This window comes from Litchfieldia salsa (assembly GCF_900104555.1).
Taxonomy (GTDB): Bacteria; Bacillota; Bacilli; order Bacillales; family Bacillaceae_L; genus Litchfieldia; species Litchfieldia salsa.
The window spans coordinates 334,034-360,792 of record NZ_FNJU01000001.1; the positions used below are offsets into that span (position 1 = coordinate 334,034).

A 26,759-nucleotide genomic window follows, 5' to 3' on the forward strand; every position below is an offset into this window, starting at 1 on the left:
TATTTGGGTACATATTTGAATACGCTATTACTTTATAAAAACAAAAAGTGAAACATTAACTGTGCGTGAAACGTAGACTACTATATGAGGTGATGATAAATGGAGACCACGATTAGAAGAATAGATATGCAAGATGCCTGGACAATTCGGCATCATGTAATGTGGCCTGATCAGCCATTTGACTTCATTAAATTAGAAGACGATCCTTCAGGTATCCATTTTGGATTATTTAGTGATAAGGATCTCGTTTCTGTGATTTCTCTGTTCATTTCTAATGAAGAAGCGCAATTCCGTAAATTTGCGACTGTTGAACATGAACAAGGTAAGGGTTATGGTAGTGTATTATTAAGCTATTTATTAAAGGAAGCAAAATCATACGAAGTTAAGCGAATTTGGTGTAATGCTAGAGAAAATAAGATCAATTTTTATAAAAAAGCAGGGCTCCAAGAAACAAAAGATCGTTTTGTAAAGGCAGGGAAAGCATACATCATTATGGAGAAGAATTTAGACACATAGGGACACATAGGGACGGTTCTCACGTTCAAAATGAACCGTGAGAACCGTCCCCATGTTTTAACTTATGTGTATATATTCCTTCTCTAATTCTACTTCTTTTTCTCTAATTAAATCATATGTAATACACATCGGTCTTCCTGTTCTTGGATCACGTCCGACTTCAGCATCAATATTGAATACCTCTTTCAATATGTCCTTTTGTATCACGTCTTCACATTTGCCTGATTTAATAAGGCTACCATCTTTTAATGCGATAAGATTATGCGAAAAACGGGCTGCATGGTTTAAGTCATGTAAAACCATGATGATTGTTCTATTTTGAGTTTCATTTAAGGTTTTCAATAATTCAAGTATTTCTAATTGATGTGCCATGTCAAGATATGTGGTTGGTTCGTCTAAAAAGATAATTTCCGTTTCTTGAGCAAGGGCCATCGCAATCCATACACGTTGCCTTTGACCTCCTGAAAGTGAATCAACTGACCGATGCTTATAATCAATTGTATTTGTAACCTCCATTGCCCAATTAATGACCTCATAATCGCGAGAGGACAATTTACCAAAACCATTTTGATATGGAAATCTACCATATGATACTAACTCACCTACGGTTAACCCGCTTATATGATCATGGGTTTGAGGGAGAATCGCCATTTTCTGTGCCAATCTTTTCGTGTTTTCCTTTGCAATTGATTGGCCGTCTAATAAGACCGTTCCTTTTGAGTGTGGGATGATTCTGGTAATAGCCTTTAGCAAGGTCGACTTCCCACAACCATTCGAACCAATAATCGTCGTAATTTCATTGTTCTCAAAAAAGAGATTCATATTTTTCAGTATCGTATGTTCATCATAACCTACATATAAATCGTTCGTTAACAAACGTGTCACGTCATAGCCTTCCTTCCCGTAAACTTTAATCTTATATTTAAATAATTCCATATGAAGTATTGAAGTGGATCTTTCTAATTTCTCTTGTTGGGTAATAGCGAGATAAATAGACATTTTATTAAAAATCTCACTCAATTGAAAATGATTCTCGTTATTAATTAAAGTATAGTATGAATTATTTGTCAATTAAATATAAATTTCATTTCTCAAAATGTCTCTGTTGTTTAGCAACCCTTGGTAAATAGGCTAGTTAATTGATTAATCATTCTCTGACATGTAAAATAAATACGTCATAAACTAATTAGAATAGAGGGAATATCTATGATTCAACGTACTGTACTTGTAAAGTTTGCTGAAACAACGACACAGGACCAATTGGTAGAGGTTGTTAACCGTTTCAAAGCACTACAAAATGTTTTAACTGGAATTGTTGAAATTCAAGCAGGCCTTAATATAGCTGAAAAAAGCAAGGAATTCCAAGTGATGCTGATGGTTCGCTTTGAGAATCAAGCTGCATTGGATGCATATGCTGTAAATGAAGATCATCAAGCTGTTGCAGCATTCATTCGTGAGGTTGGACGTGTTGATAGCATTGGAGTAGATATTGAGCTTTAAGAGGCAAATAGGATTAGATTAACTAGGCATTGCAGCTTGCAATGTCTTTTCACTTTTTCCTAACTAACAAATCTAAGAGTAACCTTACATTTTCATCTTAAGAGAACGCTCTACAATATACCCAACTATTAATCCAGTAACAATAGGAAGAAATGAAATATCTGCACTAAAAAAAAATCCTTCATTTAATTGCTCGTTTAGAACAATTGAAAACCTTAGAAGTGATAAATCAAAGGTGTTACCAATCAAATATAATAGAGCCATTGTACCGACTGATGTTAGTAGTGGAAACCATTTACCTTTTTTCATGAAACTCCCCCTTTTTCCATCTAAAGTACATCTATATTACGCTTCAGAAGTGAATATACATATGTATCATATGCCTCTCCATTTTGATACATGTAATCTCTCAAAATGCCCTCTTTTTGAAATCCAACCTTGGTTAGCAATTTTATAGATGCTTCATTATCAATGAAAACAACTGCACCTATGCGAGTAAGACCAAAGTCGGTAAATCCGTATTCAATGACTTTCGTAACAGCTTCAGAGGTAAAGCCCTTTCTCCAATGGTCAGGGTGAATCTCATAACCTAGTTCTGCCCTTTTATGTTTAGGAGACCACGCATTAAATCCGATGGTTCCTATTATTCCTGGTAATCCTTTTACTTCAATCCCCCATCGAATACCTCGCTTCTCCTTATAACTTTTTGCAAAAAAATCGACAAATGCTTCTGCTTGTTCCATACTCTCTAGTGTTTCTTGTCCATAAAAACGAGTTACAAGTTCATTAGAAAAACAAGAATAAACGCCTTTCACATCATCCTTAGATATCTCTCTTAAAATCAATCTTTCAGTTTCTAATGTTGGAAACATCTCTTCCCTCTTTTCTGTCTTTGTATATGCAATAGCACCATCTGGAAAAAATTGATAGTCTTATTTTATCATAGGTTACTTACTATTGAATAGATTCCCTCTTTCATCTAAGTTTAATAAACAACAATAAGTAAATAATAAAATTCAATAATGTTTTATTGTAATTCGATAAATTATTTGTTACTATAAATTGAATAATAAATAAGTGAGGTGCTTTTTATGAAACGAGGATCAACCCTCTTTTTAAAGTTAGCTGTTATTTTGATTGGACTTCCAGTTCTTGCTTTGTGTATCTTTTTGGTGCCTGAAATCGCACGTTTTGCTGCAGAATTGTACCCGGATATGGCTTCTATTAAATATTTAGTCTTTATTGATTTGTATGCAGCTGCAATTCCATTTTATTTTGCTCTGTACCAAGCATTTAACCTTTTAGGTTATATTGATCGTAACAATGCGTTCTCAGAGTTATCTGTAAGAGCTTTAAAAAAGATCAAATTTTGTGCAATCACAATTAGCTCTATTTTTGTATTAGGTATGCCACTCTTCTTTCTGATCGCTGATAAAGATGATGCACCAGGAATTATCCTAATTGGAATGGTTCTGATTCTAGCTTCAATGGTGATTGCAGTCTTTGCGGCAGTTCTTCAAAGACTTTTACAAGAAGCAATTCGTATAAAATCAGAAAATGATTTAACAGTCTGAGGTGAGATAATGGCGATTATCATTAATATTGATGTAATGTTGGCTAAAAGAAAAATGAGTGTAACCGAGCTATCAGAGAGAGTTGGAATCACAATGGCGAATTTATCCATTTTGAAAAATGGAAAAGCGAAAGCGGTTCGGTTATCAACCTTAGAAGCAATTTGTAAAGCATTAGACTGTCAGCCTGGTGATATCCTTGAATACAGAGGTGACTCCGAATAAAAATTTGAAATAAAAGGGATGAGTAGATGAGGAAATTATGCTTGTACTTACTTTTAATTTTTTTATTATCAGCTTGTTCAGAGGAAACAGTGACTCCTCCTATTGAACCAAATGAGAATACAATGATTATCACGTTCAAAAACAACGCAAATTTTGATTTTTATTCGATTGAAATGAGTGTCAATTCTCATACTGGAGGTATAAGTAATGCCGATGGTTCTTCCATTGAAAAAGGGAGCTCACTTACCTTTGAGTATATTGATCAGGTAGATTTAGATCTTGAAGGAAACCAATCTTTTGAGGTTGTACTTGTAGGGAAAGAACCAACTCGAGTTCCTTTGGAGGACTTCACCATTGAATTAGAAGTGAACAAGAAATACTCCTTTGAAATTACAGGAAATTCTATAGAAGATGCAGAATTGAAAAGAGTTAACTAGGAGATGCAAGGGGACGGTTCTCACGTGTCATTTAGAACATGTTAATAGGTGCCAGGCACCACCAAAACTTAACAATCCACGATAAAAGCTGACCAATTTAGTTGTGAATTGGTCTGCTTTTTCCTATGCTCTTCTATTACTCCGCAATTTGTATCACTAGAACGTTGCTATAAAAAAGTTGTCGAAAAATGTAGATATTCACTAATGACGTTGAATATCATTCTTATCTGAGTGATATCCTATTGAATAAAATGACTATGGAGGATGAAATGAACTTTGTTGTATTTTTCTTTATTTCATGGCTTGTGGTTTTATTCTATGGTGTAATGAAAAAAAAATTAAATTTAATAGAGAGTACATTAATTTTCTTAATCAGCCTTGTAATAAGTATTAACTTTTCATGGATTGTTATCAATGAATGGAATTTAATAACCCTTACTAACAAGGGATTGCCCTATTCAGCATTTCTTTTAAATCGTAGTATCATTATCCCTTTTATCATCTTAATACTCCTTAATTTTGTCATGATGACGAACAAACTTTTAAACAAATTAATGATATTAATGGCTGGTGTCTTGTTATTAGTAGGTATAAGTTTCTTATCAACCTCTCTTAACGTAACGGACTTTAACAAATGGAGTCTTTGGTATGAATCGATATATTTTCTAAGTCTGGGGCTCATTGCAATAATCGCGTACGAATTGTTCAATAAAGCCTTTAGAAATGTGGTGAGAGACAAATGATACTTTGGGAAAGCTATGATAAAAATGAAGCTTACGTCATCGTTATGTTACTTATTGCTTACGCAGCTGTTTTTGGCCTTCCAAAAAAACTCCCTCCACAAATAGCCATATTGTTTTTAGTCTGGGGGGTTGCAAGTGCTACACTTTTTGACTTTACCATTGGAGGAGGCATGCTTGATTTTTACAAAGTAAATGATTCTAATAAATATGAGCTAACAGATTTATTGACGTACTTTTTATTTGCTACCTTCAGTTACTTTTTTGTTTATTTTTATCAAGTCTTACGTATACGGAAGAAAACCCTTATTCCTTATATCTTAGCCTGGACCATCATAGGTTTATCGATGGAAAAGATATCTTCAATTATGGGAGTGACACAATACCAAAATGGATATCAAATGCACTTTTCAATCATTGTTTTTCTAGTTATTCAAACAACAACTGCATTATACTTTGAGTTAATTAAACGCAAATTTAAAATGACAGCCTAAGAATTGGGTGCAAGGGGACGGTTCTCATGTTCTAAATGAAACATGAGAACCGTCCCCTTGCACCCATTTTCTTGCTCAAATGGAGCAATTTGAATATAGGTGAGTATACTGTAGTGAAAATCACTATATAGAAAGGAAGTTGATCATGGACGCTAATGTTAATGCTTCACCTTATATGGGAGCGAATGTAAATATGTCACCTGTAATGGGGGCTAACGTAAACGCAGCACCTTATATGGGAGCGAATATGAATGCGGCACCTATTATGGGAGCTTACGAAAACATGGCACCTGTAATGGGAGAAAATATCCCACCACAACCTACTCAAATTGCCCCTAGTTATGGATATACGGCTCCTAGTTACGGATATGCTGCTCCTAGTTATGGTTACGCTTGTCCCACACCTACTAATGATAGCTTTGTATTAATTGTTGTATTATTTATCTTACTAATTATCATAGGCACTTGCTACTTTCCTAAATGCTAATTAAGAAAAGAGTAAGCTACCACTCATCGGGTCAGGCCTAAGACGAGTCGGCTTGAAGGTTGCTTATTAACCTTCAAGGGCCGATTGGCTTATGCCTGACCCGCTTTAGTTACCTTACTTGATCACTCCACCATCATTTCGGGAACTTATCTCCGCTTTAGTTACCTTTTTCATCGTTCCACCACAATTCCGAGAACTAATCTCCCCTTTAGTTACCTTGCTTGGGCATTCCACCACCTTTTCGGGAACCTACCTCCACTTTAGTAACCAATCTCTTCTCTCCACCACCATTCTGGCAACATATCTCCACTAAAAAAATATAAAAGCTCATAGTCCAAAGACTACAAGCTTTCTACTATTACATTCATTTACAATCCTGGTAAAATCCCAGAGAACAAGCTCAAGATTAAAACTGTAGTAATAGCAGTTAATCCTGCGATAAATCCACCTAGTGTCCAAGCTTTCAATGTTTGTACGACAGTCAATTTACCAAAGCGGTTCACTACCCAGAATCCTGAATCGTTTGGAAGAGATAGACCAATTCCCCCAGCACAAATTGCCAGACCTAAAAGGATTGGTGAAACACCTAAGTCAACTGCCATTGGCCCAAGAATACTTGATGTTGTAACAAGTGCAACTGTTGCAGATCCCAGCGATGCACGTAGAATTTGAGAAAAGATGAATGCTAGCAATAAGACTGGAATACTCCAACTTTGCATCGTTGCGATCAAATGATCACCAATACCACTTTTATTAATAACTGCACCAAAAGCTCCACCTGCACCAGTAATCAAAATGATGATTCCAGCAGAGTTAATCGCTTCTGAGTAAAGTCTGCTGTTAGGTATAGAAATATAAGGAGCAAGCAAGATAATCCCAGCAATTACACTGATAAATAATGCAATGTTTTTATCTCCAATGAAACCTAACACACTAGCAAAGCCAGTACCAGGGAAAAGCAATTGAGAAACAGTGTTTGCCAAAATTAAGACAATCGGTAATGCTAGCATGAAGAAACTTAATCCTGTGCTAATTTCTTTTTTAGGTGCATCTTCTAAACTAACTGCTACTTCTTCAATTGCACCAGAGTGCTTGATGCGCTTTCCAATAAACAATCCGTAAATGTATCCACCAACAAGTGTCGCTGGAATCGAAACTAAAATTCCGTAGATGATAAACAATCCAAGCTCTGCCCCAGTGTTTTCTGCAACAACAAGTGGGCCAGGTGTAGGAGCAATCATGTTATGAGAAACAATTAATCCGACACCAAGAGCTGTAACAAAGGATACTACTGAAATACCTGTTTTATTTGATAAACTTTTAATTAATCCACTTAAGATCACAAATGCAGCGTCAAAGAAAACAGGAATCGAAACGGCAGTTCCTGTTAAAGCAAGACCAGCAGGTGATTTGTTAATTCCGAACACTTTTAATACAGCTGCAGCAATTTTTTCAACAGCTCCTGATGCTCCTAAGAACTGACCAAAGATCACGCCAAGTCCAATCAAAATACCTACACCGGTTAATGTATTTCCGAATCCTTGCGTAACGGTAGAAGCAATTTCATTTAGCGGCATACCAATTACTAAAGCTGTTGCGAAAGCGATTCCAATCAATGATAAAAATGGTTCAACCTTCAATTTTAAAATTAAGAAAAAGAGTCCTGCTAATGCTAAAAAGAAAACCAAAATCAACATATTCCCCGTAATCATCCCCGATTACCCCCTTGTTTGTGTCAAACATTTATCGATAAGAGCAATATAGTCCCTTCATAATAACAGAACTATAACGCCTCTTATACCCCTTAGTAACAGATTCTACTATCCTTCTAAAGTTAAAACCACATCTTTTAATGTACCATCAGCGCCTACATTCCCTGGAAAAATCACATAAGGAATATATGGAAATGTACTTTCTTCTCCCGTTTTCCAAACAGGAATCCCTGGCGCAATTTGCCCTGCAACGGTGGCACGCTTCACACACAATCCTTTCGTCCCAACATCACTTGAGGTAATACCACCTTTTGCAATTAAATAGTTAGGTCGAACCGAGAAATCTCGAACAATGCTAGTCACCGCATCAGAAATCTCAACAGAAAGCTGTAACTCCTGCTCCTCCATCCCATCCCCGAGATCAAGTCGCTTACGCTTTGTGAAGATGACGGTCGTTGTACCATCCGCCACTTTATTCTCTGCTTCAAGTCTGACACGTTCTACTTCCTGTTTGAACGCTTCCTTGTTTAACACTAAATGCGCATCAAATTCGATAAAATGTAAGGAAGACAACGTTTGCAATTCTATTAATTGGTTCGTTGTTTTTTGAACATGAGAACCTACAATAACCAATCCACCATGTGCTTGTTCCTCTGTAATTAACTCTTCTCTTTGTAGCAATGGTCGTGAAGAAATATCCCCAATCACCTTCGTGAATGCCGCAGCTGTTCGGAAAATGAAGCTCTTCCCAGATTGAATGGCCAAAATAAGTGCCGTTGAAAAAATTCTCACATCATCTTCATCCATTGCATTAACGACTACCTTACCGAAGTCATTCACTTGAAGTAATTGTTCAACAATTCCATCAAAGTCCATTTTTCGAAGCGATTCTAAAGAAATGTATGTCACACTTTCTTTCGAGAAAGCACCCTTGGTCTTCTCTTCAATCCACTCACCCAAATGGCTCGCAGCATAACCAAACGTTCGATCCTTTGCAAATTCCGTTTCTCCCGCTGGCACTAATACGTCATCCTGTTTGACAAAATGAGTATTATCAACTGTTAAACGTCCACCTTCTTTGAAGAATGGTAGAATCACTTCACCGTCTACCTTGCTTTCGCTGTTTTTTTCAATTGCTTGACGGAGGACCTCAGTTTCAAGAGGATAATGCCCTCTAAGCGTAGAATCGCCTCGACTAATAATGAGATAAGCCTTTCCTTGCTCTTTAGAAATCTTTTCTACTCGTTCGGCGATATCACGGTGTACTCGTTCTGTCTCTTGAGCTGTAAACGCTCTAGAATTTGTTAAAATGAAGAAGATCTGTTGCTCATCCAAGAACCCTGCTTCAATCGTTTCTTCATTCCAATCCGTATAAACAGAAACACCATGGACTGTTTGAACTCCAGTTGGATCATCGTCTAAGACAATGATTTTATGTGTAAAAGAAGATCTAACTTCCTTCCATTTACTTTGTACTTTTTCCACATCTATTGGCAGGTAGGATTCAATGATTTCATTCGCATTGTACGTTTTAATCACTCTTTCTCACCCTTTACCTCGAAATTCGCAAGCTTTTCGTAGAACTGAATTAATCCACCATGATCATCTGCTGCTTTCCCGTCTGCCATAAGAGAATGGTACATCTCCAGAACCTGACTTGTTAAAGGAAGTGGGACACCAATTGAATCAGCTGTATCCATGACATTTGTTAAATCCTTTGCATTAATATCAATTCGTCCACCAGCAACGAAATTACGTTCAAGAATTAACGGAACCTTTGCATCAAGTACCGCACTTCCAGCTAGGCCACCACGAATCGCATCATACATTTTACTAATATTAATTCCTGCCTTTGATGCTAAAATAAGTGCTTCTGACATCGCAGCAATGTGAACATTCACAAGAATTTGGTTTGCTAGCTTAGCGGTTGTTCCACATCCGTTATCACCAACAAGGGTAATATCTCGACCCATACTTTGTAAGACAGGCTTTACTTTTTCATAGACATCTTCTTTACCACCAACCATGATTGCGAGTGTTCCATCAATTGCTTTAGGTTCCCCACCACTTACCGGAGCATCTAACATTTCGATTCCCTTCGTTTCAAGAGCATCCGCAATTTCCTTAGATTGAACAGGTGAGATTGAGCTCATGTCTACAACAATCGCTCCTCCTTTCGCCCCTTCAATAACACCGCTTTCATTAAACAAAACACTTTTTACATGTTCGCCTTTTGGAAGCATTGTGAAAATGATATCACTGTTTTCTCCTACTTCTTTTGGAGACTTCGCACCATGTGCTCCTTTGCCAACTAACTCTTCAATTGCTAACTGATTAATATCAAAGACGGTTACATCATAACCACTATTTAATAGATTGATTGACATGGGTTTTCCCATAATTCCTAGACCAATAAAACCAAGTTTCATATGATTCCCTCCATTGTAAAACGTTTTCATTTCCTTCTTGTCACCAATTGTACACAATTTAAATAATTTTGGATACAGTTTTTTATAAAATGTATACAAAAATTTATTCTTTCTAAAATAAACTTTTAAAATTCCCTATCTCGTTCTATACTTTTAGAAAAGGGTTTCAATTTGGGAAACCGAATAATGTTGAGGACTGCAAGATGTCTCAACCTTCAATTGGAGTCGATACGATGGAAAAGAAAACACAGCAATCAGCCTATCAAAAATCATATGAATATATCCGAGATCAAATCTTAAATGGTGAACTTGAACGAGGGACAAAATTAATTGAAGAAAAACTCGCAGAAGAAATTGGAGTAAGTCGAACTCCCATTCGCGAAGCAATCCGTAAGCTTGAACAAGAAGGCCTTGTTCAACAAAAAAGAGTCGTAAATCCAACAGAAACAGAGTTGCGTAATTATTTTCAAGTTAGAATTCTGCTTGAAGGATTTGCAGCACGGTCCGCCGCTACCTATATGAACGAAGAAGACTTAAGCAAATTAAAGGAATGTGTTCATATCGGACGAACTGGCACACCTGAGGAAATTATGGAGGCCAATGAAAAGTTTCATGACTTAATTGTCCGATCTACCAATAACCCTGTCATGGTCGACACGATTGAACGAATGCAATCAATTATTTACTTATTCCGTAAAACCGTTGTTTATCATAAACGACCGTTTCTAATTGATGAGCATCAGGATATTTATGAAGCCATTCTCTCACGCCAACCAGATGAGGCCGAAAAGCTGATGAAGGAACATATACAAGCTGACCTGGACTTTTGCTTGCATGTGATGAAGTAGTGATTATACTAAATAACAAAAAAGATTTAATGAGACTTCTTTCAAACCACTTTTTAGCCATAAAAAAACTGCACCTTATTGTTAGAATAAGGTGCAGTTCACTTTAGGTTATTCTATATAATCGTTATTTCACGTAAGGCCAACCTTCACTATCCCAATATAAAGGTCGAATTTGCAAGGTTGGTTTTCCTTCTTCTAAGGCATCATAAGCATGATTGACGAGTAGAGACGAGTCACCTGATAAGTATACCGCACAATGTCCAGGTCCTATCCAACGGTCATCTCCAGTATCAATCGATGTTCCGCCTCCCTGCATCATGGAGACTCCTTCTTTATCAACATATGTCCCTGTGATATCCTTCGAGCGTCCAACCACAATATTGTATGTGCTTTCTACACCACGGCAGCAAAAATCAAATGAGACAAATTGATAATAATAGCCGTTACGATAGATGATGAAAGGTGCTTCAATTGTATTAGGCTGTTCTGTTCGGCTAGATATACCTAGTAGTTCTGCCCCCGCTTGAGGCTTCATCGTTTCTGGATCCAATTTAATCAATTTGTTTCCTGACCAGAAGGAACCAAAGTTTAACCAAGGCTGACCTTGTTGATCAACAATCAAATTAGGATCAATCGCATTATAATCATCGTTCTCTGTCGAATGAATCACATGCCCTTTGTCTACCCACTTATAATCAGGATTGTTTGGATCAAGAGTTGTATTTGTGACTAAGCCAATTGCAGATGTATTTTTTCCGAATGTAGAGACTGAATAATATAAATAGTAAATGCCGTTATAATAAGAGATATCTGGAGCCCACAGACTATCCTCTTCTTTTTCCGGTACAAATTCTTTACTCCATTCTGGTAGGCTTTCGAAAATGGACCCTATCGCCTTCCAATTCGAACCATCTGTGGAAGTTTTGATTTGTACTCCTCTACCTGTATGAAACACATACCAGCAATCCCCTTCTCTAGAAATAACGGGATCATGTGCCCATAATTGACCTTTCAAATTCCAATCTATTTCATAAAAATTAATTCCCTCAAAGGGTTTAGAATTAAACATTAGAGTAACTCCTTCATCTTTTTTATAGACACCTGTTCGTTCAATTGTCTTTTTCTATAAAAAACCTTGAAACTAGTTTTTCACAGGTTTTCCATCTGCTACTGGAACACCGAATACAGGGTAACCATGATCATCCCAAGTAAGGATTTGAGCTCTAGTATGACGGTTTGGGTCATAAAGAGGGTCACCTTCTATTTCCTTATAGTTTCTTGCATGATAGATAAACACATCATGTTCTCCATCTTCAGAAACAGTAAAACTATTATGTCCTGGTCCATATTGACCATTTTCTTCATTTGTAGTAAATACTGGTTCTGGGTGTTTTTCCCATGACTTAGGATCTAATAAATCACTATTTTCATCAGCTATCAAAAGTCCCATACAATAGTGATGATCAGTTGCACTTGCAGAGAAACTAATGAAAACCTTTCCATTCTTTTTCAAAACGGCAGGACCTTCATTTACTAAGAAACCAATTCTCTCCCAATCGTATTCAGGAGTCGTGATCATCACTTGTTCACCTTTTATAGTCCATGGATTTTCCATTTCAGCAATATAGATATTTGAATTCCCCTCAATATCAGGATCTTTTTGAGGCCAAACTAAATAATGTACACCGTTATGCTCAAATTGTGTAGCATCAAGAGCAAAGGATTCCCATTTTGTTTTAATTTGTCCCTTTTCTACCCATTCTCCCTCAAGTGGATTTTCTGAAGCGTTTTCAAGTACAAACATACGATGGTCGAATAATCCATTATTCGTTTCTGTTGTTCTAGCAGCAGCATAATAGATATACCATTTACCCTTTATGAAATGAATTTCAGGTGCCCAAATATTTGCACTCATGGGCCCAGTTTCATATTTTCTCCATGCAACGACTGGTGTTGCATCATTTAGACCTTCAATCGTTTTTGATCTTCTCACTTCAATAAGGTCATACTTTGGTACAGACGCAGTGAAATAATAATAACCGTCTGTATGCTTATATACCCATGGATCTGCACGTTGTTCTACTATTGGATTTACATATTCTATTAGTTTACTCATATACATTCTCCTTATTTAAAAATAGATTAAATGCCTATGATTAATTTTAACATTAACTACTTTATAATCCAATTAATAATTTTGTTACATATCAAAAAATTCAAAGATTGATTATCTTTAGAACTTATTTTAACTCTAGCAAAACAGAACTATTTTGTGTTGGTGTCTTCTGTTTCCTCCCAACAAAAGTTTTTTTATAAAAGGCTCTTTTCCTATGTTGCTATTTGACTAGGTTAGTTGATTTACACTCCAGGTATGTGCTTTCCGCGGGGCAGGTGATGAGCCTCCTCAGAGCAAAGCTCCTGCGGGTTCTCATCCTTCCTGCGCATCCCGCAGGAGTCACATACCTTCAGTTCCAATCACCGAGCTCTACCACATTAAATAAGTCTTTAAACAATAATCTCTTAGAAAAGAAGCCCAGGACCATCCCCGCGCTTCTCTATTAGATATTATAATCGACGATCGGTCAGACAAAAATAAAGGATGTTCATACCTTAATTTTACGACCCTTCCAACTTACAGAGTGGAAAATATTCACCCTGATGAAGGAATATAGATAGATCCCGACGAAAAACAAAAACAGTATCGGATAAAAGGGGAAAACCGCCCATCTGAAATTGCCGACTCTGCTAGCAAACCATGCTGTTTGAATCGTATATAAGATATACAAGATTCCACTGAACAACATTGCGGCAGGGTTCCATTCTGTAATGGAAGAGATCAATGCTCCCGAAGCAATGAAACTGCCGGAAATCCAGAGGATCACCATCAGCATGACAACAGAATGAGTTGACTTGGAACCGACAGCAAAACTTTTACACCAACCCTCGATCAGACTTCCCACGCCTTCTGGGTACATGCGCAGTGATATAATTCCTTTACCGCCAAGGCAGTGAACAGGGAGATCTTGTTCAAGAAATGCCTCGCCAAGTGCCAGATCATCCATGATGGCTCCCTCGATTTTTTGATGCCCTCCAGACAAAAAGTAATCATCTCGATTACATAGTATGCATGGACCGAACGAACCAGCGGTCTTAAACCACGATCCCCATATCGTAAATAGATTCATCCCTACCACGACGATGATGTTGAATACAACGGAAATGTGTTCATACAAGCGCTCAACTGTATGAAAAGGCTGTAATGCTGTAATACCTTTTGCTCCCTTTCTCTGATAGAAATGAAGCAGATTGCTTAACCCATCCACACTGGTGAATCTTGTATCTGCATCTAAAAATAATAACCAGCTCCCTTTGGCCTGTTCGGCACCATGCCAGCAGGCTGATGATTTTCCTGCCCCTGTATTCTGCAGAACCTTTGCACCATAGCTTCGCGCGACAGCCGTAGTATTGTCGGATGAATCGTCATCAACAACCAGAATTTCAAATTGGCTGAAACTCTGCTCCTGCAATGATTGCAATAACGGTGTGATCCTGCCTTCTTCATTCCTAGCTGGAATAATGATGGACAGAAACGGAAGAGCCACCTTAGGTCTGGAGGAGAAAACAGGAATCGGCAAAGACCAGAACATGATGAAGCCAATCACAACTGCCACAAATCCAATCGCGAGATTAATCACTTCTAAAGCAGTCATAGTACCTGCCTCCTTCCGTTGCGTGTAAACACATAGCTTTTATCTTTATAATCCTTAAAAAAAGTCTTCATTTTACTGAGTAATCAAACAAATTGCCTGTATCGTCTTGTATCAGTTCCTGTGCGGTAATTCTGGCTGATAATAGCACGATTGGGACACCAGCGCCGGGATGTGTACTGCTTCCGGTAAAGTACAAATTTTCACAATGGCTCGCCTTGCTTTGCGGACGATAGTGATTGCTTTGTTTCAAAATTGGCTGCAAACCAAATGTGGCACCATTATAGGCATTGAATTTCGAGCTAAAATCTAAGGGTGTTGTATGCGTTTCGGTAACAATCTCCTCATCAATGTTTTCAAAACCACGAATTTTCTTTAATTCATTTAAAATGTAGCTGCGATAATAAGAAATGGTTTCCTCGTCCCATTCATAGTTTGCTGTCGCTATATCCGACACGGGCATCAAAATATACAATCCATCCTTTCCCTCAGGCGCAAGGGAAGGATCCATTTTTGAAGCGATATATACATAAAAAGAGGCATTCGTCAGTTTCTTCCCATCAAAAATGTCTTTAAGATTCTGATCAAGGTTTTCGTTGAAAATAAAATTATGTACATGGTCTATTTCTTCATATTTCCGGTCCATACCGAGATATAACAGAAAACATGAACAAGAGTATTTCATACTGTCGATTTTCTTATCGGTATATTTCCCTTTGGCAGTTTCGTCTTTTACTAAGTGCTTCATCGCATATGGAAAATCTGCATTACAAACCACATAATCCGAAGAGATTTTCTGTCCATCCACAACAATCCCTTCCGCTTTGCGATTGTCAATGCTGATCTCCTGCACATCCTTCCCATAGTGAATGGTTCCTCCAAGTTCCGTGAAGAGCCTCTCCATCGCCAAAGCCATCGTATACATTCCACCTTTTATAAACCATACTCCATATAAAAATTGAATCATAGGAATCATGGTGTAAAAAGAAGGACTGTTAAGAGGGGAAATACCTATGTATAACGTTTGAAAACTGATTAATTGTTTGAGCCTTTCATTCTTAATATATTTTCCGATAAACTTATCTGCCGTGTCGTAAGGTTTCAGTTTCAATGCTTTCTTCAACATCGGGAGGTTATAAAAATCTTTCCTTTTTCGAAAAGGTCTTTGAAGAATGTGATGCTTTGCAATGACAAATCGTTTGTAAATCTCATGCAGATATTGAAAAAAACCTGCCGTGTCCTCTTCGCTAATTGATTCAATCGTCTTAGTCAATTTGGTAAGGTCAGAGGAGATATCAAAAGGCTTGTCGGGAATATCACTGAAATAAGCCCGGTAAATGGGGTCCAGTTTTTCCATTGGAATGTAATCATCAGGATCGCGGCCGCATAGTTCAAATAATTCCCGATACAATTCTGGCATCATAACGATGCTGGGCCCCAAATCAAATCTGTACCCCCCATCGAGTTCAATACGATTCATTTTGCCTCCAGGTGTTAAACCTTTTTCATAGATTTCTACCTGATAGCCCGCATGCTGCAGTCTTATGGCACTGGCAAGCCCTGCAACACCCGCCCCAACGACAATCACCTTCTTCTTCATGTAAATTCCCTCGCTTCCAAAAAATATTCTACGTTGACATAATTCCCCGGAATTTTCCCAGAGGAAGTAAAACAATCATGATTCCTTATAAAAAGGCACAACCCGTGTTCAATACTCCTATTACAGCAGCCACTTTCTTAACTTTTTCAATGCTTGCATATTTCGGTCAGAATACGGCGGAAATTTACCTTGAAAACGCAGATAATGATACGTTTTGTACTCTGTTTTTTCATAACTAAAAGCTAGAAAACCAGATTTGCCGTGATAAGCACCGTATCCGCTTCTTCCAACTCCTCCAAAAGCGATATGGGGGCTTGCGGCATGGTGGATCACTTGATTGACACTGATGGTTGGTGAACGCATATGGTCCTTGAACTGTTGAATTTGATGCTCATCTTTACTGAATATATAACCCGTAAGTGTATCGCGCTGAAGCCTGCCACTGGCTAATAACGTTTTTAAGTCTGTATAGGGAATGACCGGAAGTACCGGACCGAAAATTTCTTCTTCCAGAATCGGACTTCCCGGTTTGATATCAGTTACCACGGTTGGGCTGATGAACCGATCGTTTCGATCATGCTCACCTCCAAGCCGGACATTCCCCTGCCCGATAAACTCAACCATCTTTTGAAAATGAGCATCGGTACAGATTCTGCCATAATCCCTACTTGCCTGTGGTCGATCTCCGTAGAAAGCGGAAATCGAAGCAGAAATTTCATTCAGCGCTTTTTCATAAATGGAATGATGGACAAAAAGGGTATCTGGTGCAATACAGGTTTGTCCAGCATTAAGAAATTTACCCCAGACAATTTCCCTAATGGCGCCTTTTGAATAGCCTGTTTCATCCATCATACATGGGTTTTTCCCGCCGAGTTCCAGTATCACCGGTGTTAGCTGTTTCGCTGCTTGCTCTGCCACGACTTTCCCAATCTTTCCACTGCCTGTAAAAAAAATCAGGTCAAAAGGGGCTGAAGTCAACAGACTTGCGGTTTGGCCATCTCCTGTCACAACATGTAATTGTTCGAGTGAAAATGCGTGATTGATGATTTTTTTTAGCAGTTCAGCCGTTGCTGGTGCATGTTCAGATGGTTTAATTACGCACCGGTTTCCGGCGGCAATTGCACCAATGGCAGGCATCAAGGAAAGCTGAACCGGATAATTCCACGAACCGATGATGAGTATACTCCCATAAGGATGCCTCACTTTTTTGAGTGCTTCCACATATCCCAATTTAAGGTGACGGGACCGGACAGGCCGGTTCCATTTTACTAGATGCTTGCATACATACTCGATTTCATTCAATAGAATAGCGATTTCAGATGAATAGGATTCGAATGCAGGTTTTCCCAAATCTGAATGAAGGGCCTCGATCAATGCTGCTTCGTGCTCCAAAAGAATGGTTTTCAGCTTCAAAAGCTGTTTTTTACGCGCTTCAAGTGAAGGCCTTCCCGTGGACAAAAGTTCCTCCCTCTGTATTACCGGTAATGTCTTAAGGAAATGATTGTCGTGATCAGGCATGAGATGAGTCCCTCTGAACGATTTTCTTGCTTACGAGCTGGCCGCTTAAGGTGACCATCGGCATTCCGCCGCCGGGGTTTACGGTTCCACCGACAAAATATAGATTGTCATAGCGTTCACTTTGTTTCGGATGCTTGAATCCTTTATTTTTCTTGCGGTCTGACACTGTTCCATAAATGGCACCCCGGTCAGAGCCGTACATCTGCCTAATATCCTCCGGTGTCCATACATCTTTTGTCACGATATGATCCCGCAAATCATGTAAACCCATTTTTTCTAATTTGATCAAGACCCGTTCAGCGAATTGTTCATAATCCTGCTTTGTGAAAGGCTTCTGATCCCGAATATAAGGAATATGAGGCAGTACTTTTATATTTTCATGTCCTGCAGGAGCCTGCGTCGGATCTGTTTTATTGACGTTGACCAAATATATGACCGGATCGTCCGGCAATTCATGACGATGGAAGATCGATTGCATTTGCTCTTTTATATTTTCTGCGAAAAAGAAATTATGATGGCGCAGCTGCGGATAGCTCTTTTTCACGCCCAAATGCATCACAAGACCGGAGCTTGCAGGTTCGAATTTCTTCTTTAATTTTTTCACAAAATGGCTATCTTCCTCCAGTAATCGTTCGTAAACCGGGATAACTTCCATATTGGAAACATAATAATCTGCTGTTAGCTTTGTTCCGTCTTCCAAAACGGCTCCTGTGATTTGGCCGTTCTTTTTTTCAAGCTTGACAATCTTTCTGCCCAGGTGGAAGTGAACACCCACTTCGTTAGCAAGCTTCACAAGTCCTTCCGACAGTTTATGCAAACCACCGGGTACATACCAGACACCTTGGTCATGCTGCATGTAGATCATCATGTTCAAGACAGCCGGTGCATCGTAAGGGGACGAACCCACGTACTTAATAAAATAGGAAAGCATATCACGGAACTGGTCATTACTTATCCGTTTATCAATGGCTCCATGAACGGTAGAAAACAAATCAAAGTTCTTTAAAGCAGTGAAAAGGCCCGTATGTTTCATGATTTCTCTCGTCTTATCAACGCCATGCTGAAAATAGGTTTTATCCGTCATATCATATAGTCTTTTCGAATACTGAAGCAGATTTTGATATTCACTCATATCCTTTTCACTCAAAGATGGGTTCTTTTCTTGCATTTCCTTCAAATCTTCATATAAATCTATGATCTTTCCATCAGGGAAAAAGGAGCGCCATTGATGGTCAAGCTTTTCAATCGGGACATAGTCCTTCATGGATTTTCCACTAGCAGCAAATAACTTTTCAAAGATCTGGGGCATCGTCAGGATAGATGGGCCCAAATCAAAACCGAAACCATCCTGTTCTAGTCGGTTCAGCTTTCCTCCAATATGATCATTTTTTTCATATAAGGAGACATCGTATCCGGCCTGCGCAAGTGAAATCGCAGCCGACAGTCCACCGAGTCCGCCTCCGATAACTAGTACGTTTTTATTTTTCACTGTTAATACAACTCCTTCGCAAATCAAAAATGTTGTTCACGCACAGCGTCCATTATGCTCTGTAAACATGAGCAGACAAATAGACGGGGAATTGACGATCTCCATCCTGTAGCTCTATGTAAAAACTTTCTATCTAATAATTCGGCCGATAGAAGTTCTTCAATTACCATGGGATTCGGCCGTTGCCTTGATTTTCCAAGCGACAAGCTTCCAAGCCTCTTCTGCTTTTTCTTTTGGGCCTAGATGGGTAAACGCATGTTTACAGTCTCTGAATAGTTCTTCTTGAACGTTTACTCCAGATGCTTTTAATTTCTCAGAATAAGATTCGGCTTCTGGCCTGAATGCGTCGTACTCCGCTATCAGAAAAAGGGCAGAAGCTAAGCGGCTACTCACCTCAGCACGAACTGGGGAAGCGAGAGGATTCTCTGCTTGTCCTTTGTCAGGTACGTAGCACATGTTCAAAAAATGTGCTACTTGAGGATATCGGGCACGCCATTTATCCGGTTCCGGTTTATCTGAATAAGGGGTGGCAAAATCCAGCATCGGGCAAGACAGCACTTGGAGCAGCGGCTGATTTTCCCCTTTCTCTTCCAGATAGAGACAGAGGGCTGCCGCTATATTCCCCCCTGAACTTTGTCCGCCAACCATCATTTTTTCCGCATCGATATTCAACTCATCAGCTCTACTCTTTATCCATTGAAAAATATCATAACTCTGTTCAATCGGCTTGGGAAAAGGGTACTCTGGCGCTTTCACATAATCGATATTAACAACTACACATTCAGCCTGATTGGCCAGGTAGCGGCAATAAGGATCATCCATCTCCTTTTCATGCATGATGAACGCTCCACCATGAAAATTAAGATAAACAGGGAGCTTTTTCTGTCCTGCTTCCAAGGGATAGTATAAGGAAATGGTAGTAGGTTGAACAGATGTTTCAACGACCATATCTTTTTTCATTTTCACTTTCTGCAAGGAGATCATAGGTGTCTTTTTTGCTTGATTAGGTAGGAGACGAAGTAATTTTGCAATCATAACAGTGAACATTCGTGTACCCTCACTTTTTTACCATTTTAACTTTAATGAAACACATTTATACGCCAACAATCACGACTATTATCCAGGAAGTACAAATGGGAATGGCGACACTCCCCCATTGTTTTTGATCGATTATATGGTCTGTCCGCCCAAAAAATCATTTGATTTCTAATATATGATTCAAAGACTGAGAGAGTGTAATGAACTCTAGATTTATTTTCATTTTTGACATATATTCCACTGCCCCAGGTCCTCCTAGGTAGAAGTCTGTTTTCTTGCAGGTTCCTGCAAACTGGTCTAACCTGAGCAGGGCATTAGGATCCTCTTCGAACGGAGTCGTGGTGGTTGCTGATAAAATGACACGATCTGGGAGGAGCTTCTGCACGGTGTTTTCAATAGACCCTTGGGCGGGCGATGCTCCGATTAACACGGTTTTCCATCCCTTTACCATTGCCTTCAAAAGAATGAGCATGACCGGAATTTCATGTTTTTCGTATGGAAGACATGCCCCTAATAGGGTTGGCGCTTCTTTTCGAACAATGAAGTTTCTACGAAGCCCAATCAGAAAATCTCTCAATGCCATACTCGCGCCCGCTTCCTGATACTCCTCCCATTCGCCTGTTTCCCATCGTTTTCCGATCTCAAATAAAAAAGGAAGGGCGACTGAATGAATAAAATACTCTAGTCCTTTCTCGTGATATGCGCGTTGAAAAATATAGTTCATACCGGCTTCATGACAATTTGCGCCTTCTTTTATTAGTTCATTTACATATTCATTGGACGCTTGAGGTAGAGACTTCATTTGTCCATCAGGAGTTACCGGTGTTGGTTCTGGTGTTGGTTCTGGTTTCGTTTCGATTTTGTTAATGAAAGAGGCAGCCTGCTTCACTGAGTACCCTTGGTCGGTTAAACCTTTTACTGCAAGAATTTTGTTTACATCCTCTTCTGTATAGACTCTGTATCCATTTTCAAGTCGGTTAGGAATGACAATTTGATACCGTTCCTCCCATTTTCGAATGACAAGCTTGGACAAACCTGTTATTTCAGAAACTTGCTGAATGAAATATAAAGGTTTTTCTATCTTCATGGTTAACATACCTTTCTTTTCTTTAGAGCATGGGAAAGGATCTTTTACTTGTATAAACCATCCCTTTCGTTGCACCCGACATCTTGCTTTTTAAGGCTGTTTTCGTATAGATAGTTACTTTTAAATCCGCAGGCTGAATACACTCCGCGTCCGGCGGGTGACCAGTGAGCCTCCTCCGCCCAAATGCCCCTATGGGCTCTCACTTTGGCCACTGGTCTGAGCAGGAGTCTACGTGTATTCAGCCTGCTTGTTACTACAATTTCAAAGTTATATGTCAAACAACAAAGTTTGAGAAAATAGCCTTTTTTAAACACCCTAAAAACTTCTAGACAGAGGTCTTTTAACACTAATATCCCACTTGCTTGATGGATGGTGTGTTCTTCAACTTGTTTATGGATGCAGCTCCAATGCTAAACATCGCAGCCTTTAATTCATACTCTGTTTGAGTGAAGCGCTCGATTAATGCCTTTTCCGATGTTACGGCTTCTGCAAGAATGGATCGACCAAAGCCAGCAAGATCGGCACCTAGCGCAATAGCCTTTGCTGCCTCTACTCCATTGTTGAGCCCGCCACTAGCAATGATCGTTCCGGACCCTTCATTTTGTTTTAAATCAAGAAGACACTCTGACGTTGGAATGCCTAAGCCACTAATCGCATCAGCTACTGCTCGTTTTAACGGATCCGTAGAGCGAAGTTTTTCGACCTGACTCCAGTTCGTCCCGCCAGCACCAGCCACGTCTATAAATGAAATGCCCACATCAACTAATCGCCTAGCCAATTTACTATTGATTCCCCACCCAACCTCTTTCACACCGATTGGCAAGTGGAATGATTTACACAGCTCTTCAATTTTTTGAAATAACCCACGGAAGTTTGTATTTCCTTCAGGCTGAATTAATTCCTGCAGACTGTTTAAATGTAGAACTAAAGCATCAGCTTCCACTAAATCTACAATTTTTTTGCATTCATCCACACCGAAGCCATAATTAAGTTGCACAGCCCCCACATTCGCAATAATCGGAATGCTTGGTGCGTACTTTCGTATTCGAAAGGTATAAGCTCTTTCAGGGTCTTCGACTGCCGCTCTTCCTGATCCTACAGCAAATGACCACCCTTTTTCTTCTGCTGCGATGGCAAGGTTTTGGTTAATTGTCATCGCCTTTTCGGTTCCTCCGGTCATCGAGCTAATGAGAAATGGAGTAGCCACTTTCTTTTTAAGAAAAGAGGTCTCCACATTAATTTCTGCAAAATCCACCTCAGGAAGAGCTTGGTGGATAAATGAAAATTTCTCGAAGCCTGTTGTCATTCCTCTTCCGTTCACATCGTCATTAAGACAAATTTGGATATGATCTGCTTTTCTCTTGTTCACATCATCACGTCGATTCAAAGATTTCCCCTCCTTCTCACTATGATTGAATAATTACGCTTCAATCGATTGAACACCATCCTCTAAAGCGCTTTGTAACGTTGTTAAGTAGATTGCTTTTTTCTTTTTATCACTCACGACGGCTCGTTTTGTATAAACTTGATAGTCATTCATTTTGACAGCTTCCATAATGGCAGCATAGTAGTTGGATGCTAGTTTAATTGAGAACGCACTTTCAGTTGGGTAGGATTCAATGTCTGCCAGTCCTTTTTTAAACCAACAGCTAGCAAGGTCCATCAGACCATTGATCATCTTCTTAAACCTAAAATTGACCGTCATCTCGTCAAATTCAGTATGGGTATATTGATATGTAGCCAACCATTCATCCGGAATATATCGGCGTCCTCTGTTTGAATCCTCTCCGACATCCCTGATAATGTTGACAATCTGCATCGCTTTCCCGAGCTGAATTCCTGCCATTTGCACATCTAGTGTCGGCGAATCATGAAGAACAGGTAGAAGCATTTCTCCAACAGATCCGGCTACCTTTTCACAATAAACTTCTAATTGCTTCATTGATTGATAGTGTGTTAACGATAAGTCCATTCGTTGACCCGATATTTGCTTTAAAAATGGTTCTTTATCAATAGGAAAGTTGTCAAACAACCACCTTAAGGAAGGCCAAATAAAGTGTCCCTCTGATGACTCAATCTGTTTAAATTGCTCTTCTAGTTCTTCAAGTGTAAAAGGTGAATGTTCAGGCTCGTCAACAGAATCATCGATTAATCTACAAAATGCATAAATGACAAACACGGCTTCTTTTCTTGGGGAAGGAAGAAAACGAAAAGCCTCGTAAAAACTAGCAGAGCCTTTCTTCATCATTTTTTCACACTCTAGTATCAAGTTAGAATCAATCATGCACCCAACTCCTTTTTAATTAATTCGCTTAAAATACGTGCCCCTTGTAGCACAATTGGAACCCCACCTCCAGGGTGAACAGAGGCACCGACACTATACAGGCGTTCAATGTTGTATGGAGATAGTTGGGGTCTGAATCCTCCTGACTGAAAAAGAGTCGGCGCTATACCAAAGCTTCCGCCTTGAAATAGACCATCTTTTATGGCATCTTTTGGCGTACGAATCTCCATCCACCTGATCGATTCTCGTAACCCGTTAAAATGTCTCTCTTCAGCCTTTTGCAGCACCTTTTCGACAAGAGCTGGTGCTGCCGTTTCCCAATCAATGTCATCGCCAGAAGGTACAGGAATGAGAAAGTAAAGGACACTTTCTCCAGGAGGTGCTGCCTTTTCATCTAAGGCGACAGGGTTAAAGATATAAAAGGAAGGATCATCAGGAAGCTGTTTTGTTTTAAATACTTGTTTCATATTTTTTTCAAAGTGTTCCGGTAAGTAAAATTGATGAGCTTTCATCTCCTGAAACCGTTTCTCCACTCCTAGATAAACGAGGACACAGCCCGATGAAGACTTATAGCTTTTCTTCCGTTCATGCGTATTAATCATAGGATGTAAATTCGGGAAATCACCATTGAATACGACTGCGTCAAAACGGCAATCTTCATTGTTCACAACTAACCCTTTGCACACATTCTGTTCAATTTGAAGGCGCTCTACCTTTGCTTTGACATGAATCGTGATCCCCATTCTTTTACAGGCTTTCTCTAATACTGGTATTAGACTATAATAACCTCCTTTTAAATACCATATACCAAAAGCATGCTCACTATAGGAGACTAATCCATACAGACCTGGTACCTCTAGCGGAGACCCACCAATGTATAGGGATTGTAAGGAGTATGCCTCTTGAAGCTTTGATGGTGAAAAGTAGGAAGCATTAAAGCTCTTCAAATCTTTATAGGCTTTTGAATCAATTAATAGCTTCATGTTTTCAAAGGTAAGAAAGTCTCGTTTTCTTTTAAAGGTCTTGCTTAGAAAAGCTTTCATTCCTAGACGATAAACACGAGACATGTCAGAGAGATAACGAAGAAAGTGATCAGACTCCCCAGGAAACAGTCGCTCTATTTCGGCGAGCTGGGTAGGCAAATCTCTAAACTTGGTATACGTAGTTCCATCATTAAAATGAATATCGTAAAGTGGGTCACACGGAATGAGCTCCAATTCTTCTTCTGGTATCCCAGCCTCCTGAAGGATTTCCTTCAATAAATCTGGTAAAAGGACAATGGTTGGTCCTTGATCAATTCGATACCGTTCATTTCCTTGAGACGTGAGTCTACCTCCTAAGAAAGCTTCTTTCTCAAATATGGTGACAGAGTTTCCTTGTTTAGCAAGCAATAGGGCCGTTACAAGTCCGCCCACTCCTGCTCCTACAATTCCTATTTCCATAATGCGTTCTCCTCTTTTAATAACCCATCATCTTGTGTGAAGTAGACTTCTTTCTTTCCATATTGCTTGTTTACAAGGTTTGCGCTAATTCGTGCTGATTCAAAAATCGTCGGCAAACCGCTACCTGGGTGGGTTCCTCCTCCAACTAAAAAACAATGACCGACATCTTCAAATTGATTATGGGGTCGGAAATACATCATTTGATCAAGGCTGTGGGCTAAATTAAACGTCGCTCCCTTGTAAACATACACTTCGTTTTGCCATTCAAGAGGAGAAATTACTTTTTCAACTTCAATATGTGAACGAATGTCTTGTAGCTCTGGCTCTTGCTCCAAGATTGATAGCATTTGCTCTCGTACCCTCTCTTTTTCAATGTTCCAATCAATTTCAGCCGTTAAGTTCGGCACTGGCATTAATACGTAGAGAGAGGATTTCCCTTTTGGAGCCAGGGTTGGATCGGATATAGAAGGATTGTGAACATAAATGGATGGATTCTCCGATAATTTCATCGTTTTCGTCATTTCTTCCACGTTTTTCTTATAATCATCTGCAAACACAATCATATGATGTGGAAGATTTAGCGGTTTGTTCACACCTAAGTACAGCATAAATGTAGAACAAGATAGCTTCTTTTTTTCTACATTTTCCTTTCGATATTTCTTCAAATCTGATTGATCAAAAAGGGTCGTAACTGCATGACCAAAATCGGCATTTATGATAACATCATCACTAATCACCGTTTCTCCATTTTCCAACCTAACTCCTACCGCTTTTCCTCTTTTAACTAGCACTCTTTGTACACCTGTTTCTGTATAAATCTTCCCTCCATATTCTTCGATAACGGAAGCCATTGCCTTACATAGCTGATTGACTCCACCAATTGGGTGGAAAAGCCCGTACCGATGCTCAAGATAGGAAAGAATGGTGAATGTGCCTGGACATTCCCACGGGGACATCCCCAAATATTTGGCTTGGAAGGAAAACGCCCATTTAAGTCGTTCGTCTTTAAAATATGTAGATAAACGGTTATACACTGTATCAACCGCATTTAACTTAGGTAAAGCTCTAACCATATTTCTTGTGATAAGATCAGTCAGCTTCGTAAAGGGCTGCTGAAGTAATGGGGTAACACGGTCAAACTTCTCTCCTTCTACCTTCATAAATTTCTCATAACCAGAGAAGCTTCCCGGGAACTTTTCTTCCATTTCTGCTCTCATCTTGTCCTTGTTTCTCGATGGAGAAAAGGTCAAGTCACCAAATTTCAATGTATATAACGGATCAATTTCCTGTAGTTCCATATAATCCTGAAAACGACGTCCACTCATCTGAAATAATTCTTCAAGGATGGAAGGCATCATAAAGAAAGTGGGACCTAAATCAAAGGTGTAATCACCTAGTGTGAGTTTTGACGTCCTGCCGCCGATGATTGGTTGCTTTTCATACACAGTCACCTCATAGCCCTGTGCGGAAAGAAGCATAGAAACAGCTAGCCCACCAGGACCTGCACCAATCACTGTGACCTTTTTCCTCTTTGTCAAATTAATCAATCCCTCCATCATCATTATACAAACATTATACACATCTGTATAATGTTTGTATAATTCTTTCTTCTGAGCATTTGATATTTTTTTATTT

At 39.1% G+C, this 26,759-nt stretch carries 27 protein-coding genes; 9 read left to right on the top strand and 18 right to left on the bottom strand.

The window, feature by feature from the left end; translation table 11 throughout:
- The first annotated feature begins 99 nt into the window (after positions 1 to 99).
- A complete protein-coding gene (locus BLQ56_RS01495) occupies positions 100 to 516 on the top strand; it encodes a GNAT family N-acetyltransferase (protein ID WP_090849363.1) in 417 nt (138 codons plus the stop codon).
- Between the two features lie 57 nt (positions 517 to 573).
- Here the strand turns inward: BLQ56_RS01495 and BLQ56_RS01500 are convergent, their stop codons facing one another.
- Positions 574 to 1,401 (bottom strand): ABC transporter ATP-binding protein, encoded by an 828-nt coding sequence (locus tag BLQ56_RS01500; protein ID WP_090850035.1) that lies wholly within the window; start codon positions 1,399 to 1,401, stop codon positions 574 to 576.
- A gap of 321 nt (positions 1,402 to 1,722) precedes the next feature.
- On the opposite strand from BLQ56_RS01500, the gene BLQ56_RS01505 reads away from it, so the two are divergent.
- Positions 1,723 to 2,016, top strand: a complete 294-nt coding sequence (locus BLQ56_RS01505; protein WP_090849364.1) for a Dabb family protein — start codon at positions 1,723 to 1,725, stop codon at positions 2,014 to 2,016.
- 84 nt (positions 2,017 to 2,100) lie between these two features.
- Here the strand turns inward: BLQ56_RS01505 and BLQ56_RS01510 are convergent, their stop codons facing one another.
- Together BLQ56_RS01510 and BLQ56_RS01515 are read right to left on the bottom strand one after the other, a co-directional pair.
- Positions 2,101 to 2,325: a hypothetical protein gene (locus tag BLQ56_RS01510; protein WP_090849365.1), complete on the bottom strand. Its 225-nt coding sequence runs from the start codon at positions 2,323 to 2,325 to the stop codon at positions 2,101 to 2,103.
- A 20-nt stretch (positions 2,326 to 2,345) separates the two neighbouring features.
- A complete protein-coding gene (locus tag BLQ56_RS01515) occupies positions 2,346 to 2,888 on the bottom strand; it encodes a GNAT family N-acetyltransferase (RefSeq protein WP_090849366.1) in 543 nt (180 codons plus the stop codon).
- A gap of 219 nt (positions 2,889 to 3,107) precedes the next feature.
- Between BLQ56_RS01515 and BLQ56_RS01520 the strand changes: the two genes are divergently transcribed.
- The 6 genes from BLQ56_RS01520 to BLQ56_RS23995 all read left to right on the top strand — a co-directional run bounded on the left by BLQ56_RS01520 (position 3,108) and on the right by BLQ56_RS23995 (position 5,970).
- Positions 3,108 to 3,590 carry a DUF2975 domain-containing protein gene (locus BLQ56_RS01520; protein WP_090849367.1) on the top strand — a complete coding sequence of 161 codons (483 nt, stop codon included), beginning with the start codon at positions 3,108 to 3,110 and terminating at the stop codon, positions 3,588 to 3,590.
- A gap of 9 nt (positions 3,591 to 3,599) precedes the next feature.
- Positions 3,600 to 3,812: a helix-turn-helix domain-containing protein gene (locus BLQ56_RS01525; protein ID WP_090849368.1), complete on the top strand. Its 213-nt coding sequence runs from the start codon at positions 3,600 to 3,602 to the stop codon at positions 3,810 to 3,812.
- Between the two features lie 26 nt (positions 3,813 to 3,838).
- Positions 3,839 to 4,249 (top strand): hypothetical protein, encoded by a 411-nt coding sequence (locus BLQ56_RS01530; RefSeq protein ID WP_175490149.1) that lies wholly within the window; start codon positions 3,839 to 3,841, stop codon positions 4,247 to 4,249.
- 269 nt (positions 4,250 to 4,518) lie between these two features.
- Positions 4,519 to 4,992: a hypothetical protein gene (locus BLQ56_RS01535; protein WP_090849370.1), complete on the top strand. Its 474-nt coding sequence runs from the start codon at positions 4,519 to 4,521 to the stop codon at positions 4,990 to 4,992.
- Positions 4,989 to 5,483, top strand: a complete 495-nt coding sequence (locus BLQ56_RS01540) for a hypothetical protein (RefSeq protein WP_090849371.1) — start codon at positions 4,989 to 4,991, stop codon at positions 5,481 to 5,483. Before BLQ56_RS01535 ends, BLQ56_RS01540 begins: the two co-directional genes overlap by 4 nt.
- 145 nt (positions 5,484 to 5,628) lie before the next feature.
- The gene (locus BLQ56_RS23995) at positions 5,629 to 5,970 is read left to right on the top strand and encodes a YjcZ family sporulation protein (RefSeq protein ID WP_274380190.1); all 342 of its coding nucleotides are present in this window, start codon (positions 5,629 to 5,631) and stop codon (positions 5,968 to 5,970) included.
- A 368-nt stretch (positions 5,971 to 6,338) separates the two neighbouring features.
- Here the strand turns inward: BLQ56_RS23995 and BLQ56_RS01550 are convergent, their stop codons facing one another.
- From BLQ56_RS01550 to garR, 3 genes are all read right to left on the bottom strand, one after another.
- A complete protein-coding gene (locus BLQ56_RS01550; protein ID WP_090849372.1) occupies positions 6,339 to 7,682 on the bottom strand; it encodes a GntP family permease in 1,344 nt (447 codons plus the stop codon).
- Between the two features lie 108 nt (positions 7,683 to 7,790).
- Entirely contained in the window at positions 7,791 to 9,221 is a 1,431-nt protein-coding gene (locus BLQ56_RS01555; protein WP_090849373.1) for a four-carbon acid sugar kinase family protein, read from the bottom strand.
- A complete protein-coding gene (gene garR, locus BLQ56_RS01560) occupies positions 9,218 to 10,141 on the bottom strand; it encodes a 2-hydroxy-3-oxopropionate reductase (protein ID WP_090850039.1) in 924 nt (307 codons plus the stop codon). The genes BLQ56_RS01555 and garR overlap by 4 nt, the downstream gene beginning before the upstream one ends.
- 203 nt (positions 10,142 to 10,344) lie before the next feature.
- On the opposite strand from garR, the gene BLQ56_RS01565 reads away from it, so the two are divergent.
- Positions 10,345 to 10,959, top strand: coding sequence for a GntR family transcriptional regulator (locus BLQ56_RS01565; RefSeq protein ID WP_090850041.1), 615 nt, complete (start codon positions 10,345 to 10,347; stop codon positions 10,957 to 10,959).
- Positions 10,960 to 11,083: 124 nt separating this feature from the next.
- On the opposite strand, the gene BLQ56_RS01570 is transcribed toward BLQ56_RS01565, so the two are convergent.
- From BLQ56_RS01570 to BLQ56_RS01630, 12 genes are all read right to left on the bottom strand, one after another.
- Positions 11,084 to 12,028 (bottom strand): arabinan endo-1,5-alpha-L-arabinosidase, encoded by a 945-nt coding sequence (locus BLQ56_RS01570; RefSeq protein ID WP_090849374.1) that lies wholly within the window; start codon positions 12,026 to 12,028, stop codon positions 11,084 to 11,086.
- A 72-nt stretch (positions 12,029 to 12,100) separates the two neighbouring features.
- Positions 12,101 to 13,075 carry a glycoside hydrolase family 43 protein gene (locus tag BLQ56_RS01575; RefSeq protein WP_090849375.1) on the bottom strand — a complete coding sequence of 325 codons (975 nt, stop codon included), beginning with the start codon at positions 13,073 to 13,075 and terminating at the stop codon, positions 12,101 to 12,103.
- A gap of 487 nt (positions 13,076 to 13,562) precedes the next feature.
- A complete protein-coding gene (locus tag BLQ56_RS01580; RefSeq protein WP_090849376.1) occupies positions 13,563 to 14,669 on the bottom strand; it encodes a glycosyltransferase family A protein in 1,107 nt (368 codons plus the stop codon).
- A 67-nt stretch (positions 14,670 to 14,736) separates the two neighbouring features.
- Complete coding sequence (locus BLQ56_RS01585; protein WP_090849377.1) at positions 14,737 to 16,266, bottom strand: phytoene desaturase family protein; 1,530 nt, start codon at positions 16,264 to 16,266, stop codon at positions 14,737 to 14,739.
- Positions 16,267 to 16,386: 120 nt separating this feature from the next.
- On the bottom strand, positions 16,387 to 17,784 hold the full coding sequence (locus tag BLQ56_RS01590) for an aldehyde dehydrogenase family protein (protein ID WP_090849378.1): 1,398 nt from the start codon (positions 17,782 to 17,784) through the stop codon (positions 16,387 to 16,389).
- Positions 17,777 to 19,273: a phytoene desaturase family protein gene (locus BLQ56_RS01595; RefSeq protein WP_175490150.1), complete on the bottom strand. Its 1,497-nt coding sequence runs from the start codon at positions 19,271 to 19,273 to the stop codon at positions 17,777 to 17,779. Before BLQ56_RS01595 ends, BLQ56_RS01590 begins: the two co-directional genes overlap by 8 nt.
- A gap of 159 nt (positions 19,274 to 19,432) precedes the next feature.
- Positions 19,433 to 20,320 carry an alpha/beta hydrolase gene (locus tag BLQ56_RS01600; protein WP_175490151.1) on the bottom strand — a complete coding sequence of 296 codons (888 nt, stop codon included), beginning with the start codon at positions 20,318 to 20,320 and terminating at the stop codon, positions 19,433 to 19,435.
- Between the two features lie 148 nt (positions 20,321 to 20,468).
- Positions 20,469 to 21,398 (bottom strand): MerR family transcriptional regulator, encoded by a 930-nt coding sequence (locus tag BLQ56_RS01605; protein ID WP_175490152.1) that lies wholly within the window; start codon positions 21,396 to 21,398, stop codon positions 20,469 to 20,471.
- A 346-nt stretch (positions 21,399 to 21,744) separates the two neighbouring features.
- Complete coding sequence (gene fni / locus BLQ56_RS01615; RefSeq protein ID WP_090849381.1) at positions 21,745 to 22,785, bottom strand: type 2 isopentenyl-diphosphate Delta-isomerase; 1,041 nt, start codon at positions 22,783 to 22,785, stop codon at positions 21,745 to 21,747.
- Between the two features lie 33 nt (positions 22,786 to 22,818).
- Positions 22,819 to 23,682, bottom strand: coding sequence for a phytoene/squalene synthase family protein (locus BLQ56_RS01620; RefSeq protein WP_090849382.1), 864 nt, complete (start codon positions 23,680 to 23,682; stop codon positions 22,819 to 22,821).
- Positions 23,679 to 25,124 carry a phytoene desaturase family protein gene (locus BLQ56_RS01625; RefSeq protein ID WP_090849383.1) on the bottom strand — a complete coding sequence of 482 codons (1,446 nt, stop codon included), beginning with the start codon at positions 25,122 to 25,124 and terminating at the stop codon, positions 23,679 to 23,681. Before BLQ56_RS01625 ends, BLQ56_RS01620 begins: the two co-directional genes overlap by 4 nt.
- Positions 25,115 to 26,662, bottom strand: coding sequence for a phytoene desaturase family protein (locus BLQ56_RS01630; RefSeq protein WP_274380191.1), 1,548 nt, complete (start codon positions 26,660 to 26,662; stop codon positions 25,115 to 25,117). The genes BLQ56_RS01625 and BLQ56_RS01630 overlap by 10 nt, the downstream gene beginning before the upstream one ends.
- Positions 26,663 to 26,759 lie beyond the last annotated feature (97 nt).

What these genes read in the sequence shown, in the direction of transcription:
- BLQ56_RS01495 (WP_090849363.1), top strand. Translation starts at nt 100, where the DNA reads ATGGAGACCACGATTAGAAGAATAGATATGCAAGATGCCTGGACAATT.
- BLQ56_RS01505 (WP_090849364.1), top strand. Translation starts at nt 1,723, where the DNA reads ATGATTCAACGTACTGTACTTGTAAAGTTTGCTGAAACAACGACACAG.
- BLQ56_RS01510 (WP_090849365.1), bottom strand. Translation starts at nt 2,325, where the DNA reads ATGAAAAAAGGTAAATGGTTTCCACTACTAACATCAGTCGGTACAATG.
- BLQ56_RS01515 (WP_090849366.1), bottom strand. Translation starts at nt 2,888, where the DNA reads ATGTTTCCAACATTAGAAACTGAAAGATTGATTTTAAGAGAGATATCT.
- BLQ56_RS01520 (WP_090849367.1), top strand. Translation starts at nt 3,108, where the DNA reads ATGAAACGAGGATCAACCCTCTTTTTAAAGTTAGCTGTTATTTTGATT.
- BLQ56_RS01525 (WP_090849368.1), top strand. Translation starts at nt 3,600, where the DNA reads ATGGCGATTATCATTAATATTGATGTAATGTTGGCTAAAAGAAAAATG.
- BLQ56_RS01530 (WP_175490149.1), top strand. Translation starts at nt 3,839, where the DNA reads ATGAGGAAATTATGCTTGTACTTACTTTTAATTTTTTTATTATCAGCT.
- BLQ56_RS01535 (WP_090849370.1), top strand. Translation starts at nt 4,519, where the DNA reads ATGAACTTTGTTGTATTTTTCTTTATTTCATGGCTTGTGGTTTTATTC.
- BLQ56_RS01540 (WP_090849371.1), top strand. Translation starts at nt 4,989, where the DNA reads ATGATACTTTGGGAAAGCTATGATAAAAATGAAGCTTACGTCATCGTT.
- BLQ56_RS23995 (WP_274380190.1), top strand. Translation starts at nt 5,629, where the DNA reads ATGGACGCTAATGTTAATGCTTCACCTTATATGGGAGCGAATGTAAAT.
- BLQ56_RS01550 (WP_090849372.1), bottom strand. Translation starts at nt 7,682, where the DNA reads ATGATTACGGGGAATATGTTGATTTTGGTTTTCTTTTTAGCATTAGCA.
- garR (WP_090850039.1), bottom strand. Translation starts at nt 10,141, where the DNA reads ATGAAAACGTTTTACAATGGAGGGAATCATATGAAACTTGGTTTTATT.
- BLQ56_RS01565 (WP_090850041.1), top strand. Translation starts at nt 10,345, where the DNA reads ATGGAAAAGAAAACACAGCAATCAGCCTATCAAAAATCATATGAATAT.
- BLQ56_RS01570 (WP_090849374.1), bottom strand. Translation starts at nt 12,028, where the DNA reads ATGTTTAATTCTAAACCCTTTGAGGGAATTAATTTTTATGAAATAGAT.
- BLQ56_RS01575 (WP_090849375.1), bottom strand. Translation starts at nt 13,075, where the DNA reads ATGAGTAAACTAATAGAATATGTAAATCCAATAGTAGAACAACGTGCA.
- BLQ56_RS01580 (WP_090849376.1), bottom strand. Translation starts at nt 14,669, where the DNA reads ATGACTGCTTTAGAAGTGATTAATCTCGCGATTGGATTTGTGGCAGTT.
- BLQ56_RS01585 (WP_090849377.1), bottom strand. Translation starts at nt 16,266, where the DNA reads ATGAAGAAGAAGGTGATTGTCGTTGGGGCGGGTGTTGCAGGGCTTGCC.
- BLQ56_RS01590 (WP_090849378.1), bottom strand. Translation starts at nt 17,784, where the DNA reads ATGCCTGATCACGACAATCATTTCCTTAAGACATTACCGGTAATACAG.
- BLQ56_RS01600 (WP_175490151.1), bottom strand. Translation starts at nt 20,320, where the DNA reads ATGTTCACTGTTATGATTGCAAAATTACTTCGTCTCCTACCTAATCAA.
- BLQ56_RS01605 (WP_175490152.1), bottom strand. Translation starts at nt 21,398, where the DNA reads ATGAAGATAGAAAAACCTTTATATTTCATTCAGCAAGTTTCTGAAATA.
- BLQ56_RS01620 (WP_090849382.1), bottom strand. Translation starts at nt 23,682, where the DNA reads ATGATTGATTCTAACTTGATACTAGAGTGTGAAAAAATGATGAAGAAA.
- BLQ56_RS01625 (WP_090849383.1), bottom strand. Translation starts at nt 25,124, where the DNA reads ATGGAAATAGGAATTGTAGGAGCAGGAGTGGGCGGACTTGTAACGGCC.